Genomic DNA, 14,951 nt, shown 5'->3' on the forward strand with positions numbered 1-14,951 from the left:
GACAAAAGACATATTGCTTGAATTTTAAGCTACTTAATATCTGGTGCTTTTTCAGTTTTGGGTGTGGTAATTCAATTTAGAACAATAAAAAAGGAATGTTTTTAATATAATTATGGTATTTAAAATTGTTTATTTTTACATATGCCAAAAACCATCTTACTGGAAGTAAATAATCTTTCAATCTCATTTTTCAATAAAAAAAAAGAGACTGAAATCATTCATGATATTACATATCAATTAAATACCAATGAAATTCTTGGTATTGTAGGCGAATCCGGTTCTGGTAAATCGGTATCATCATTAGCTGTTTTAGGATTACTTCCAAAGAAAATTTCAAAAATCACAAACGGAACCATTAATTTTAGCGACCAAGATTTAACGACATTATCTACAAAAGAATTTCAAAAGATTAGAGGAAATGATATTGCAATGATTTTCCAAGAACCAATGAGTTCTTTAAACCCATCAATGACATGTGGAAAACAGGTTATTGAGATTCTACTTCAGCATACCAAATTATCGAAACCTGAAGCTAAAACTGAAACCATATTGCTTTTTGAAAAAGTAAAACTGCCATTGCCTGATCGTATCTACAAGGCCTATCCTCATGAAATTTCTGGTGGACAAAAACAACGGGTAATGATTGCCATGGCTATAGCATGTAAACCAAAGCTTTTAATTGCTGATGAACCAACAACAGCATTAGATGTAACTGTTCAAAAAGATATTATTGAACTTTTAAAACAATTACAAACAGAAGAAAACATGAGTGTTTTATTTATTTCTCATGATTTAGCTTTGGTTTCTGAAATTGCAGATCGTGTTTTAGTCATGTATCAAGGTACGATCGTTGAACAAGGAAACGTATCAGATATATTTCATAAACCTCAACACACTTATACAAAAGCGTTACTAAGCTCAAAACCTTCAATAGAAATTCGTTTAAAACGCTTGCCAACTATAAAAGATTTTATGAATGGTAATTCTGTTTCTGAAGCAATTAGTTTATCACAACGTAAAGCTGCTCATAAAATATTATACAATTCACAACCATTATTAGAGGTCATAAATCTTGAAAAAGAATACATCTCAAAATCAGGTTGGTTTGGTAAAACAGAGTCTTTTAAAGCAGTAAACCAAGTGAGTTTCAAGCTTTACAAAGGTGAAACATTAGGATTAGTTGGTGAATCTGGATGTGGAAAATCTACCTTAGCAAATGCAATTCTATTACTAGATAAATCAACAGCTGGACAAATACTATATGATGGAATTGATATTACGAAACTAAATACAAATCAAGTACGCCATCTTAGAAAAGATATTCAAATTATATTTCAGGATCCTTATGCTTCATTAAACCCTAGAGTTCCAGTAGGAAAAGCCATTATGGAACCAATGAGAGTTCATGGTATAGGAACATCAGATTCTGATAGAAAAGAAAAAGTATTAGACTTATTATTAAAAGTAGGTTTAGATGATAGTTATTTTAATCGGTATCCACATGAATTTTCTGGTGGTCAACGCCAAAGAATAGGAATTGCAAGAGCCATTGCAGTAAAACCTAAACTAATTATTTGTGATGAGTCGGTTTCTGCTTTAGATATTTCTGTTCAAGCTCAAGTATTAAATTTACTTAATGACCTTAAAGATAATTTCGGATTTACATACATATTCATCTCACACGATCTTGCTGTGGTGAAATATATGTCTGATCAACTAATAGTTATGAATAAAGGTCAAATTGAAGAAATGGATGATGCAGACATCATCTACGACAGTCCAAAAAAAGAATACACCAAAAAACTTATTCATGCTATTCCAAAAGGATTATAGCATGAATATTTTTTTAGTTAAGGTTAAGATATTTTTGAATAATCTTAATGTGTTTCTAAAATTAAGTTTTACCTTATTTTCAGAATTTGTAGGTTTAAGTAAATTTGGGGCAAAAAAGTTCATAGGTTAAAGTTCATGATAGTTTTGGGGCAAATCATAAAGTTAAGTTTATGGTAAATTTGGTTAATTATTTATTTCGATTTGGTTCTGCAATATGAAGCCTATTTTTATTTTATCAGTTAAAATACATAATTAATCGATAAAATACATTAAATTTTAACATTATATAAGTGTATTCTTACAAATATAAATGATTTCTCTTTATTGATATTAATTTTAAAACATAAAAAAACCACTAAAAAAGTGGTTTATATGATTTCTAAACTAATTGGTATCAGATTTACATTTCAGGAATATCGCCTTCAATTATTAAGGTTCCTTCAGTTGCATTTTTAATATCGTCAACTGAAACTCCTGGAGCTCGTTCTAAAAGTTTAAATCCTTTACCTGTAACTTCCATAACAGCTAAATTAGTAACCACTTTTTTCACACATCCTACACCTGTTAAGGGTAAAGAACATGCTTTTAATAATTTAGATTGTCCAGCTCTATTGGTATGCATCATCGCTACAATAATATTTTCTGCACTTGCGACTAGATCCATTGCTCCTCCCATGCCTTTAACCATTTTTCCTGGGATTTTCCAATTCGCAATATCTCCATTTTCTGAGACTTCCATAGCGCCCAATATTGTTAAGTCAACATGCTTTCCTCGTATCATAGAAAAACTTAAAGCTGAATCAAAAAAACTTGCTCCAGGCATTGTAGTAATGGTTTGCTTTCCTGCATTAATAATATCTGCATCCTCTTCGCCTTCAAAAGGAAAAGGTCCCATTCCTAATACGCCATTTTCACTTTGAAACTCTACTTCAATATCTTCTCTCACATAATTAGCCACCAAAGTTGGTATACCTATACCTAAGTTAACATAATAGCCATTTTGGACTTCTTTTGCTATACGCTTTGCGATTCCGTTTTTATCCAACATATTAATCTCTTTGTCTTACAGTTCTTTGTTCAATTCTTTTCTCATAATGCTCACCTTTAAAAATACGTTGAACAAAAATACCTGGTATATGAATTTGATTTGGATCTAATTCTCCAACTGGCACTAATTCTTCAACTTCGGCTACAGTAATCTTTGCAGCACCACACATGTTTGGATTAAAATTACGTGCAGTTCCTTTAAAAATTAAGTTACCAGCTGCATCACCTTTCCAAGCTTTTATAAAACCGAAATCAGCATCAAACGCATGTTCTAACACATACATTTTTCCGTTAAACTCTCTAGTTTCTTTTCCTTCAGCAACTTCAGTTCCGTAGCCAGCTGGTGTATAAATTGCTGGAAAACCGGCTTGAGCTGCTCTACAACGTTCAGCTAAAGTCCCTTGTGGTATCAATTCAACTTCTAATTCACCAGATAGCATTTGTCTTTCAAATTCATCATTCTCACCAACATAGGATGACGTCATTTTATCTATTTGTTTGCCTTGTAGTAATAGGCCTAAACCAAAGTCATCAACACCAGCATTATTAGAAATACATTTTAGTCCTTTAACTCCGATTTGCACTAGTTTTGCTATTGCATTCTCGGGTATTCCTGATAAGCCAAATCCACCAAACATAAAGGTCATATTATCCTTGACTCCAACTAAGGCTTCGGAAACATTGGCTACTTTTTTATTAATCATTTGTCTATATTTTAGCATTGGAAAATTACAAAATATATTTATCATTTAGAAGGAGTTCCGATAGTTATCGGATAACTGAATAATCTCCATTTATTATATAAAAGTGAAAGATTCTTCGCTTTGCTCTGAATGACAACACAATTATAAAAAAAGCCATTCTAAAATGAATGGCTTTTGATTTTTTACATAATAAAGAGTAGCTAATTATTAAAAATCTAAAACGTCTTTTAAATCATCAGCTGGATCTTTTTCATCAGATGTGACATCTTTTAATTTATCACAATCGACTTCTATTGAAAGTTCTTGAGGTTTTTCAAAATTACCTTTAGATATATTTAATTCTGAATCAGCATAGCAATCTTTCATATACAACGCCCAAATTGGCAGAGCCATAGCTGCTCCTTGACCATAAGTTATACTTTTAAAATGTGCAGCTCTATCTTCTGCACCAACCCAAACACCAGTTACTAGATTTGGAACTATTCCCATAAACCAACCATCACTTTGATTTTGTGTCGTTCCAGTTTTACCAGCTATTGGATTTGTAAATCCATAAGGATATCCTGTTATAATTTCTTTATAAACACCTTGATCAGCTCCCCAAGTTCGGCGAAGTCGAGCTCCAGAGCCAGACTCTGTAACACCTTGCATTAAATTAATGGTTGTGTAAGCTACTTCATCACTTAAGACATCACGACTTTCTGGAGTAAATTGATATAAAACGGTTCCGTTTTTATCTTCTATTCGAGTCACCATTACTGGTTTATTATAAACACCTTTATTAGCAAACGTCGAATAAGCTGCAACCATTTCATAAACGCTTAAATCTGGAGTTCCCAATGAAATTGCAGGAACAGGTGGAATATCTGATTCTACACCTAAACTTCTTGCCATATCAATTACTGGTTGCGGACCAACCTTATCCATTAATCGAGCAGTAATTGTATTGACTGAATTTGCAAGTGCATCTTTTAATGTTAAAAATCCATCGTAACGACCATCAGAATTTTTAGTTGTCCATGGGTCTGGGTTTCCATATTTATCTGCTTCAATAGTTATTTGTTGTCTTGGTAGAGTATCACAAGGAGATAAGTGTAATTGATCAATAGCAGTTGCATAAACAAATGGCTTAAAGGTTGAACCAACTTGTCGTTTTCCTTGCTTAACATGGTCGTATTGAAAATGTCTATAATTCATTCCTCCAACCCAGGCCTTAACATGACCTGTTTGTGGATCCATAGACATCATTCCTGGATGCAAAAATGATTTGTAATATCGCATTGAATCGATGGGCTTCATAATGGTATCAATTTCTGATGCTTTTCCATCTTTCCAAGCAAAAACAGACATTTGCGTAGGGTTTTCAAATGAAGCTTCTATTTCTTTTTCTGTTTTGCCTTTATTTTTTAGAACCCTCCAACGTTCTGAACGTCTCATCGATGTTTTCATCAAGCTTTTTATTTCACTTTCATCAAGTTCTAAAAAAGGTGCTGTTTTATTTCTATCAGGTGTGTTTTGGTGGTCAAATTCTGCTTGAAGCCTAGGCATATGTCTTTGAACAGCGTCCTCAGCATGTTTCTGCATTCTAGAATCTATAGTCGTGTAAATTTTAAGTCCGTCGTTATATAAACTATAATTTCCTCCATCTGGCTTTGGATTATTTTTAATCCAATCCTTCATAAAACGATCTAAATAGGCTCTAAAATATGTAGCAATTCCTTCTCGATGAGATTCGGGTGAATAATTTAAATCTAATTCAGTTTTTTGAAGTGAATCCTTTTGAATTTCTGTAATAAACTCATATTTTTCCATTTGGCTAAACACGACATTTCTTCTGTTTTTTGTACCTTCAGGATTACGATGAGATCTTGGATTATACAAAGACGAGTTTTTAAACATTCCAACCAACATTGCCGATTCTTTGATATCTAATTCCTTAGGTTCTTTACCAAAATATATTCGAGCTGCGCTTCTAATTCCATCTGCATTATTTCCAAAATCATAGATATTGAAATACATCGCAATGATTTCTTCTTTTGTGTATTGACGTTCCAATCGAATAGCAATCACCCATTCTCTAACTTTTTGGAATACACGTTGTATTTTATTTGAAGAAACTTGCTTAGTAAATAATTGTTTTGCCAGTTGCTGTGAAATTGTACTCGCACCTCCTCCTTCTCCAAATTTAGCGATTGCTCTTAGTGTTCCTCTGGCATCTATACCTGAATGATCATAATATCTAATATCTTCTGTTGCAACTAAAGCGTCAACTAAATGTTTTGGTAATTCACTGTAATCAACAGGAGTACGATTATCATTAAGATAGAACTTTCCTAAGGTTTTATCATCTGAAGAAATAATTTCAGTGGCTAAATGAGTTTTAGGATTTTCAAGAATAGTATGATCTGGCATTTCGCCTAAAAAACCCCAAGACGCTAACAAGAACATCAATATGAATAACAAAACTCCACTAGCAAATGTCATCCAAAACCAACGTACATATTTAGAAAAATCAACAACATTAGTTGATGCTGATTTCTTTTTTACTGTTTTTTTTGCCATAATCAATTTGTTTTATCTCGCTCTATTCTAAAACCAACATCTGTAATTCCTTCAAGGTTTAATACACCATATACTTCTCCATTTTTACGCATAGCATGCTGTATTTTAACCTTGTAATCTCCAGATTCATTAAAAACAAAAGGTTCGTCGTAACCTTTATACCAAAGTTTGTTTTCTTTTATATCTGTAAAGCCTGTACCTAAAAAAGCTCCATCTGGCGCAGTCATTCTATATTCTAAAGTATCTTTTACAATTTTACCATTTGGATAATTTAATTCTACAACCAAATATAAATTACTAAATTTATAATCGTTTGTATTTCTCAAATTCACAAACAAATTATAGTTGTTAATTGTATCTGGTGGTGTCACCATAAATGAAACAGCTGAATCTTTATTCCATTGATCTGGTATAGACTTATACTCATCATAAACCCGATTAGAATCGCATGAGACTGCAATTAAGAATACTAAAAAAACAATGCAATATTTACTTTTTGGCATTATTCTGTGGCTTTTGACGACGTCTTTGTTTCCCTTTATTATTTCTACGTTTGTTTTTACGTTTTGGACTATCGAAACGTGTTAAACTATCTTGACCAACAACGTTTTCAAACTCTGTTTTAGTATCTTCAATTAGATCTGCAGCATATTCTTCTAAGCTAGCTACTTTTTCTTTCGCTTTGTTTTTAATAATAATTTCTCTGACTTGATCCGTGGTAAGCACATGCCAATTCATCCATTCACCTTCATAGGCATACCAAAGATGTCCTTTAAAAATATCTGTTTTCTGACATACAGCTGTTCCTTTTTCGGTATATAATTTCGTGTCATTTTTTGGAAATGCTTTTAAAGCATCTAAATAAGCGTCAAGCTCATAATTTAAACAACATTTAAGTTTGCCACATTGGCCTGCAAGTTTTAATGGGTTTAAAGACAATTGCTGATATCTAGCTGCTGATGTGCTTACAGATCTAAAATCAGTTAACCAAGTGGAGCAACATAATTCTCTTCCGCAAGAACCTATTCCACCAAGACGAGCTGCTTCTTGACGAAAACCAACTTGTTTCATCTCAATACGAGTTCTAAACTCTCGAGCAAATAACTTTATGAGCTCTCTAAAATCTACACGTTCTTCAGCAGTATAATAAAATGTAGCTTTGCTTGCATCTCCCTGATACTCAATATCGGAGATTTTCATTTTTAGTTTCAAATCAATAGCAAATTGACGCGCTTTCACCTTCATAGGCTCCTCTTTGTCTCTTGCAGCTGACCATATATCAATATCTTTTTGAGATGCTTTTCTATAGATTTTCATGACGTTATCTTCATCATTAATATCTATTTTTTTACGTTTCATTTGTACTCTTACTAATTCCCCTGTAAGAGTTACCATCCCAATATCATGTCCAGATTGTGTCTGCGTGGCAACAATATCACCAATACTTAAAGAAAGATTTTCGGTGTTTTTAAAATATAGTTTTCTTCCATTTTTAAAACGTACTTCAACACCTATAAAAGGCTCTTCACCTTGAGGTAACGACATATTTGCTAACCAATCAAAAACAGTTAATTTATTGCAGCTATCTGTGCCACAAGTTCCATTGTTTTTACATCCTTTTGGTTGTCCATCTTTTCCAGTTGAGCAACTTTTACAACTCATAAATTTAATATATAGATTCTGAAAGGGTTTCTTTCAGAAGGCGATTCATAGTTCTTTTGAAATGTAAAGATAAGATTATTTATTGAGTAAAATAGATGAATAAATACAAGTGCTTTTCGTTTTTAAAAGTTATTCAATATGCTGTTTCTCAATTAATTAAAATAAAAATATTAACTTATGCTCACAATTCCATTTTTTTTCGATGTTATTATATAAACTTAAAACCATTGATTATGAAGTCAAAAATTACACTTTCCTTATTTGCAATTCTTTTTGCAGTTATAAGCTATTCTCAATCTCCAAACTCTCAAGTTGGTGGAGGGGAATTTGTATTTAATTCTGCTAAAAAACCATGCATAACTCCAGCACAACGAAGTGAAATGATTAAAAATGTTCAAACAAACATTGAAAATTTACAAAGAAAAAATCAATTGACATTTTCAGAACAGCGAAGAGGTAATCATCCGCTTTTTATCTGGCCAATACAAAAAGCTAACGATGTAAGCTACAATGAAGTTTATAGCGTTTTTAATTATGTAGATCATGATACAGGGTTCCCAAACCAAATTGAGGATTATACTTGTGGAGCCAGAACCTATGACACAACTGCTGGATATAATCATGAAGGTACAGATATCGTTACATGGCCATTTATGTGGAAAATGATGGACGACGATGGTGTAGAGGTTATAGCAGCTGCTCCAGGTCAAATAATTGTAAAACATGATGGTGAATTTGATCGTAGTTGTGACGCTAGTGCTCCAATGGGAGACTGGAACTTAATAATAGTGCAGCATGGCGACGGAAGTGTAGCTGCTTATGGACACATGAAAAATGGGTCTCTAACTTCAAAAGAGGTTGGCGACATGGTTTCTGCTGGCGAATTTCTAGGAATTGTGGGAAGTTCTGGTATTTCTGATTTTCCACATTTACATTTTGAAGTTCTATCAGATGCAACATTTACTGAAATAATTGACCCATATGTTGGAGTTTGTAACCCAACGAGTGTTGATTCTTGGTGGCAATCACAAAGGCCTTATAATGATCCTGGTATTAATGCCGTTTTAACTCATACAGCAGATCCTATTTTTCCCGAGTGTCCAACTGCTGAAATAACTAATGAAAGCAATCAGTTTGATGTTAATGATGAGGTATTCCTAGCAATATATCTAAAAGATCAAACTGCAGGTTCTAGTGTTAATTTACGAGTTATTAAACCCGATGACACCGTTTTATTTGATTGGATTCATGATTTAACCGCTAATTATTATACCTCTTGGTGGAGATGGAATCTTTTTCCAGATGTTGCTGGAGAATGGAAATGGGAAGCTACTTACGCAGGAGAAACTGTCACACATACTTTTAATGTCAATGATCCTTTAAGTATTGATGAAAATGATTTTAATCAAACGTCTGTGTATCCAAATCCATTTAATGATGTGATTCATATTTTATCACCAACCAAAATAGCAAATGCTAATCTTGTAGATGTTTTGGGTAAAACTGTTTTATCTCTCAAAGGGTCTTCGGAAGGCATTACAACAATTGACCTTTCTTCACTTTCAAACGGAATGTACTTTTTAATGCTAGAAAGTGATGTAAACGAAAAGAAAACAATCAAATTAATAAAGGAATAATACTTTAGATGTCAGTTTGAACGCAGTCGAAAACCTTAAGTCTTTGATCTTAAATAGCATTTCGACTGCGCTCAAACTGACATTTATGTATTTTTAAGACTTCATCGTTTCAAAAATATTTCTCAAATCCTTTTTATAAGGCAAATGATCTGCTCTTCCCTTCTTGAAGATATCATTACTATTTCCTTGGCCTTTTCGCAATGCTTTTTGCTCCTCAAAAGGCAGTCTATTGATTTCCATACAGTTTGAAGAACAACAATTTTCCATGTGTTCTTTACAATCATCACACTGAATAAATAATAAATGACATGCTTCATTTGCGCAATTAGTATGCAAATCTGCAGGCTTACCACATTGATGGCAGTTTGCAATAACATCATCTGAGATGCGTTCAGATCGACGTTCATCAAATACAAAGTTCTTACCTAAGAATTTATTTTCTAAATCATTAGCTTCTACTTGTCGTACATAGTTAATAATTCCTCCTTCTAACTGAAATACATTTTTAAATCCTTTGTGTTTGTAATATGCGCTCGCTTTTTCACATCGAATTCCACCAGTACAATACATCACTAGGTTTTTGCCTTCTTTATGTTCTCTAAGATCTTCTTCAATAAGGTCTAAAGATTCTCTAAACGTATCTACATCTGGCGTAACTGCGTTTTTAAAATGCCCTATTTCGCTTTCATAGTGATTACGCATATCGACCAAAACTGTATTTGGATCTTCAATTAAGTCATTAAATTTTGAAGCATTTACATGAACGCCTTTATTTGTAACATCGAAGGTATCATCATTTAAACCGTCAGCAACTATTTTATGACGCACTTTAACTTTCAACTTTAAGAAAGCAAAATTATCATGCTCTACAGCAATGTTTAATCTTACGTTTTCTAAAAAAGAAATCGTGTCTAAATGATTTTTAAAAGGTTGAAAATTTTCTGCAGGTACAGAAAGCTGAGCATTAATGCCTTCTTTTGCAATATAAATTCTGCCTAAAACGTCAAAATCGTTCCAAGCTAAAAACATATGGTTTCTAAAAATTTCTGTATTGCCAATTTTGGCGTACTTGTAGAAAGAGATAGTTAAGCGTTCTTTTCCCGCTTTCTCTATAAGTTCTGCTCTTTCTTTAGCACTTAAGTTATTGTACAGTTGCATGCTATACTAATTTTTAAGATTAAAGATTATAACCATTTCTGGTATTGAGTTACAAAGGTATAATTTTTAATAGAACATCGAATCGTTACAACAAAAAAAGCCTTTTAGACGATCTAAAGGGCTTTTTTGAGGACTAACTCGTTATTAATATTTTTAATTTGATCTTAAAAATATATTCCGAGTTAACCTCCATCGGCTTTACAGTTGCTGTTTATATGTACAGCTGCTGAAACACCTAATGCATTATTAAAAATAATTTTTCTAAAAAATTTCATTCCAATTACAAGAATTAAATTTAAGTGGATACGTCATATAACTGACCTTTTTCATAACAAGATTTCCCAATCTCAATTGGTAGATGCAAAATGTTGAAAAAGGTTGCGTCAGAAGATTGAAAAAAATTAAAAGTTATTGTAATTTAGCAGACCTATCAAATAAAAAACAGATTGAAATGAGTAGTGAAAAAGACGCAAAATTAAAAGCCTTAAAACTAACGTTAGATAAGCTTGACAAAGCTTACGGAAAAGGCACAGTGATGAAAATGAGCGACCAAGCAGTCGTAGATGTAGATGCCATCTCATCTGGTTCTTTAGGATTAGATATTGCATTAGGAGTTGGAGGATATCCTCGTGGTAGAGTCGTTGAAATTTACGGGCCAGAATCTTCTGGTAAAACAACATTAACACTCCACGCAATTGCTGAAGCTCAAAAAGCTGGTGGTATAGCAGCTTTTATTGATGCAGAGCATGCTTTTGATAGAACATATGCCGAAAATCTAGGAGTAGACATAGGTAATCTTATTATTTCTCAACCAGATAATGGTGAGCAAGCTCTTGAAATTACAGATAATTTAATTCGCTCAGGAGCTATTGATATTGTTGTGATAGATTCTGTAGCAGCTCTTACTCCTAAAAGTGAGATTGAAGGTGAAATGGGAGATTCTAAAATGGGTCTTCATGCACGTTTAATGTCTCAAGCTTTAAGAAAATTAACAGGTTCAATTAGTAAAACCAACTGTACTGTAATTTTTATTAACCAGTTAAGAGAAAAAATTGGTGTTATGTTTGGGAATCCAGAAACTACAACAGGAGGAAACGCTTTAAAATTTTACGCCTCTGTAAGATTAGATATTAGAAGATCGACACAAATTAAAGAGACTGATGGTAATGTTGCTGGAAATAAAACAAGGGTTAAAGTTGTAAAAAACAAAGTCGCTCCACCCTTTAAAATGTGTGAATTCGATATCATGTATGGTGAAGGAATTTCGAAAGTTGGAGAAATATTAGATTTAGCAGTTGAACATGAAATCGTCAAAAAGAGTGGCTCTTGGTTTAGTTATGGTGAAACAAAATTAGGACAAGGTAGAGACGCAGTTAAATCGTTAATAAAAGACAATCCTGAATTAATGGATGAGCTTGAAGACAAAGTAAGAGCGCTCATTAAAGGTGACAATTAAAATAAATTGACTTAAAAAATCCCTTAATAGGGATTTTTTTATTTTTAGACGCAACCTTTTAGTAATTATTGTATCTATATAGCAATTAAGGTATGTATTGCCTAAATATTAATTATATGAAGAAATTGCTTTTATTAAGTTTTTTAATCTGTACAGTATTGTCTTGTAGTCCTAATGATGATGATAATTCATCAAATTTTTACTATGAAACTTTACCGATTGAAAGTGTTATTATGCCAACAGAGTTTCAGTTGGGTGTCACTTATGAAATAAAAATGACTTACATAAAACCTTCTGGTTGCCACGTATTTAATGATTTTTATTATTTAAGTGAGCTTAACCAAAGAACAATTGCAATTATCACAACCGTTTTTCCAGATCAAAATTGTGAAAACATTGAAGAGGAAGTAGAAGTAACTTTAAATTTCAATGTAAATGACCTTAATCCATATGTATTTAGATTTTGGCAAGGTGAAGACGATAATGGAAATGACACCTACTATGTTATAGAAATTCCTGTAGTAGACTAATTAAATTCATATTAATTAATAAAACAAATACGTTTGAGTTTAGAACAACTCATAGCACAATGTAAAAAAAATGATGCTCAGGCTCAAAGTCAAATATATAAGCTCTTTGCGAGTAAACTGTTTTCGATTTGCTTGAAGTATTCACGTAACTATGCTGAAGCTGAAGATAATTTGCAGGATGCATATATTACCATTTTTAAAAAAATAGATCAGTTTAAAAGCAAAGGCTCTTTTGAAGGATGGTTGAAAAGAATAACAATTAATACAGCCTTACAACGCTATAGAAGTACTGGTGTTTTTAACATAATTAATGAAGATCAAATTGAAGATGTCTCTGTTGAAATTGATGATGACACTATTAGTTTAGATTTTTTATTGCAAATCATTCAAGAGCTACCTGATCGTTACAGATTAGTGTTTAACCTGTATGCTCTAGATGATTTCTCTCATAAAGAAATCGGTAAAATGCTTGACATTTCAATAGGTACATCAAAATCAAATCTTGCAAGAGCTCGATTGATTTTGAAAAATAAAGTAGAACAATACAAGGCGAATAGTAATTCGCAAAGTTTATAATGAACGAAAAAAAGAATATAGATAAACTCTTTAAGGAGCAATTCAAAGATTTTGATGTTGCACCTAAAGATCATGTCTGGGAAAATATAGAAGAAAGACTTCATGAGGATAAACGTAAACGACGTATTATTCCTATTTGGTGGAAAGTTGCAGGAATTGCTGCTGGCTTAGTTCTTTTATTTGCTGTTGCCAATCAAGTTTTTAATACAACTAACACCAATACTGTTTCAAAAGATATTATTGTTGATGACACTAATTCAGAAAATGACAAATCTCAAGATGAAACAAACGTATTAGAACAACATGATGCATCAAAAATAATTTTAGAAAACGATACAGAAGAACAAATTGTTGATACTAATTCTAAATCATCTGCTGAAGAAGAGGAGTCTTCAACAAATAAAAACAACGTAATTAAATCAAATGATCAAGTACACTCTGTAATAGTTTCAGACAATTCTGATAACAAAAACCTCAAAGACAAAAATCAAAACAATAGTCCTTCGACTACTAATGATTACAAAAAACTACTTGAAGAAAAGAAACGTCCAAATCAGAAACCATCAACTAAGAATGCAATAGTAAGCTCAACAAAAGCACCTACTAAAACCAATCAAAATAACAAAAATTCGGTTAAAGAGAAATCAGAAATTGATGAGATGCTTAAATCAAACTCAACAGAAACCAGTACTAAAAATGCTGTTGCAAGTACGACTAAGACATCAACTAAAACAAATCAGATAGATCAAAATAAACTTAAGGATAAATCAGAAATTGATGCCCTAATGGAATCTACTAAAACTGAAAACAAAACGTCTGTTGCTGATGCAAATACAAAAGACAAAAATGCATTAGAAAAAGAAAATTCAGAAGTTGAAAATAAGTCAATATTAGACACTCAAAATAAGGAAGAAGAAAAAGAGAAAGAAGCGAATGCCATAGAAAACGCTATTGCTGAAGCCGAAGATACAGATGAAAAAGAAGAAGAGGAAGAGAAACTAAACAGGTGGAGCGTTTCTCCAAGCGTTGCGCCTGTTTATTTCAGTTCATTGGGTGAAGGCTCACCTCTAGACAGTCAATTTATAGAAAACACTAAAGAACAAGAAATTAATATGAGTTATGGTGTTAACGGAAGTTATGCTGTCAACAAAAAACTAAAAATTAGAGCAGGAATTAATAAGGTGCAGTTAGGGTATAAAACAAATGAAATTTTAATTTTTGAAAATACAAATCCTGTTGCTCATGGAAGACGACAAATTGCAAATGTAAACTTAGTGGATAGTATGAGTAAACATTCCATTTACAGTGCAAGAAATTTTAAATTTGATAATGCTCCTGCAACTTTATTTACTCAAGAACGTGGCGCTTTAGATCAACAACTTGGCTTTGTTGAAGTTCCAATTGAACTCGAATATAATATTATTGAAAATAAAATAGGTCTAAATCTTATTGGTGGTTTTAGTGCGCTATTCTTAAGTGAAAATGATGTGTATGCCGTTTTAAATAATGGTGAACGTACACGTTTGGGCGAAGCTACCAACATTAAAGATTTAAGTTATACAGCTAATTTTGGAATTGGTGTAGATTATAATTTTTCAAAACAGCTTCAATTCAATCTTGACCCTACATTTAAGTATCAAATAAATACATTTAACAATACATCTGGTGATTTTAAACCATTTTTTATCGGTTTATACACTGGACTCAGTTTTAAATTTTAGGTTTTTTAGTTGGTTAGATAGTTATTGTTGATTACAATAGCGCTTAAAAAGCTACTCTGTGCCAA

12 protein-coding genes are annotated in these 14,951 nt (G+C 32.3%); 6 read left to right on the forward strand and 6 right to left on the reverse strand.

What is annotated here, in order from left to right:
- Positions 1-141 precede the first annotated feature (141 nt).
- Complete coding sequence (locus MUN68_RS16195; protein WP_249993000.1) at positions 142-1,833, forward strand: ABC transporter ATP-binding protein; 1,692 nt, start codon at positions 142-144, stop codon at positions 1,831-1,833.
- Positions 1,834-2,233: 400 nt separating this feature from the next.
- Here the strand turns inward: MUN68_RS16195 and MUN68_RS16200 are convergent, their stop codons facing one another.
- The 5 genes from MUN68_RS16200 to MUN68_RS16220 form a co-directional block, all read right to left on the reverse strand.
- The gene (locus MUN68_RS16200) at positions 2,234-2,881 is read right to left on the reverse strand and encodes a 3-oxoacid CoA-transferase subunit B (RefSeq protein ID WP_249992997.1); all 648 of its coding nucleotides are present in this window, start codon (positions 2,879-2,881) and stop codon (positions 2,234-2,236) included.
- Between the two features lies 1 nt (position 2,882).
- Positions 2,883-3,584, reverse strand: coding sequence for a CoA transferase subunit A (locus MUN68_RS16205; protein WP_249992996.1), 702 nt, complete (start codon positions 3,582-3,584; stop codon positions 2,883-2,885).
- Positions 3,585-3,791: 207 nt separating this feature from the next.
- On the reverse strand, positions 3,792-6,146 hold the full coding sequence (locus MUN68_RS16210; protein ID WP_249992995.1) for a penicillin-binding protein 1A: 2,355 nt from the start codon (positions 6,144-6,146) through the stop codon (positions 3,792-3,794).
- 2 nt (positions 6,147-6,148) lie between these two features.
- On the reverse strand, positions 6,149-6,649 hold the full coding sequence (locus MUN68_RS16215) for a gliding motility lipoprotein GldH (protein ID WP_249992992.1): 501 nt from the start codon (positions 6,647-6,649) through the stop codon (positions 6,149-6,151).
- A complete protein-coding gene (locus MUN68_RS16220) occupies positions 6,636-7,808 on the reverse strand; it encodes a PSP1 domain-containing protein (protein ID WP_249992990.1) in 1,173 nt (390 codons plus the stop codon). Before MUN68_RS16220 ends, MUN68_RS16215 begins: the two co-directional genes overlap by 14 nt.
- A gap of 233 nt (positions 7,809-8,041) precedes the next feature.
- Between MUN68_RS16220 and MUN68_RS16225 the strand changes: the two genes are divergently transcribed.
- Positions 8,042-9,445 carry a peptidoglycan DD-metalloendopeptidase family protein gene (locus MUN68_RS16225; RefSeq protein WP_249992987.1) on the forward strand — a complete coding sequence of 468 codons (1,404 nt, stop codon included), beginning with the start codon at positions 8,042-8,044 and terminating at the stop codon, positions 9,443-9,445.
- 93 nt (positions 9,446-9,538) lie between these two features.
- Here MUN68_RS16225 and trhO read toward each other — a convergent pair whose 3' ends face one another.
- On the reverse strand, positions 9,539-10,603 hold the full coding sequence (trhO, locus tag MUN68_RS16230; RefSeq protein ID WP_249992985.1) for an oxygen-dependent tRNA uridine(34) hydroxylase TrhO: 1,065 nt from the start codon (positions 10,601-10,603) through the stop codon (positions 9,539-9,541).
- A gap of 451 nt (positions 10,604-11,054) precedes the next feature.
- Here trhO and recA point away from each other — a divergent pair, with 451 nt between their 5' ends.
- The 4 genes from recA (at position 11,055) to MUN68_RS16250 (ending at position 14,886) form a co-directional block, all read left to right on the forward strand.
- On the forward strand, positions 11,055-12,059 hold the full coding sequence (gene recA, locus MUN68_RS16235) for a recombinase RecA (RefSeq protein ID WP_249992982.1): 1,005 nt from the start codon (positions 11,055-11,057) through the stop codon (positions 12,057-12,059).
- Between the two features lie 116 nt (positions 12,060-12,175).
- Entirely contained in the window at positions 12,176-12,589 is a 414-nt protein-coding gene (locus tag MUN68_RS16240) for a hypothetical protein (RefSeq protein ID WP_249992979.1), read from the forward strand.
- A 33-nt stretch (positions 12,590-12,622) separates the two neighbouring features.
- Entirely contained in the window at positions 12,623-13,165 is a 543-nt protein-coding gene (locus tag MUN68_RS16245) for an RNA polymerase sigma factor (RefSeq protein ID WP_249992976.1), read from the forward strand.
- Positions 13,165-14,886, forward strand: a complete 1,722-nt coding sequence (locus tag MUN68_RS16250) for a hypothetical protein (protein ID WP_249992974.1) — start codon at positions 13,165-13,167, stop codon at positions 14,884-14,886. The genes MUN68_RS16245 and MUN68_RS16250 overlap by 1 nt, the downstream gene beginning before the upstream one ends.
- The last annotated feature ends 65 nt before the right edge of the window (positions 14,887-14,951 follow it).

The sequence above is a fragment of the Psychroserpens ponticola genome, assembly GCF_023556315.2.
Lineage (GTDB): Bacteria > Bacteroidota > Bacteroidia > Flavobacteriales > Flavobacteriaceae > Psychroserpens > Psychroserpens ponticola.

Bases quoted from the DNA above. Each gene is read 5' to 3' on its own strand.
- MUN68_RS16195 (WP_249993000.1), top strand. From the start codon at position 142: ATGCCAAAAACCATCTTACTGGAAGTAAATAATCTTTCAATCTCATTT.
- MUN68_RS16200 (WP_249992997.1), bottom strand. From the start codon at position 2,881: ATGTTGGATAAAAACGGAATCGCAAAGCGTATAGCAAAAGAAGTCCAA.
- MUN68_RS16205 (WP_249992996.1), bottom strand. From the start codon at position 3,584: ATGATTAATAAAAAAGTAGCCAATGTTTCCGAAGCCTTAGTTGGAGTC.
- MUN68_RS16210 (WP_249992995.1), bottom strand. From the start codon at position 6,146: ATGGCAAAAAAAACAGTAAAAAAGAAATCAGCATCAACTAATGTTGTT.
- MUN68_RS16215 (WP_249992992.1), bottom strand. From the start codon at position 6,649: ATGCCAAAAAGTAAATATTGCATTGTTTTTTTAGTATTCTTAATTGCA.
- MUN68_RS16220 (WP_249992990.1), bottom strand. From the start codon at position 7,808: ATGAGTTGTAAAAGTTGCTCAACTGGAAAAGATGGACAACCAAAAGGA.
- MUN68_RS16225 (WP_249992987.1), top strand. From the start codon at position 8,042: ATGAAGTCAAAAATTACACTTTCCTTATTTGCAATTCTTTTTGCAGTT.
- trhO (WP_249992985.1), bottom strand. From the start codon at position 10,603: ATGCAACTGTACAATAACTTAAGTGCTAAAGAAAGAGCAGAACTTATA.
- recA (WP_249992982.1), top strand. From the start codon at position 11,055: ATGAGTAGTGAAAAAGACGCAAAATTAAAAGCCTTAAAACTAACGTTA.
- MUN68_RS16240 (WP_249992979.1), top strand. From the start codon at position 12,176: ATGAAGAAATTGCTTTTATTAAGTTTTTTAATCTGTACAGTATTGTCT.
- MUN68_RS16250 (WP_249992974.1), top strand. From the start codon at position 13,165: ATGAACGAAAAAAAGAATATAGATAAACTCTTTAAGGAGCAATTCAAA.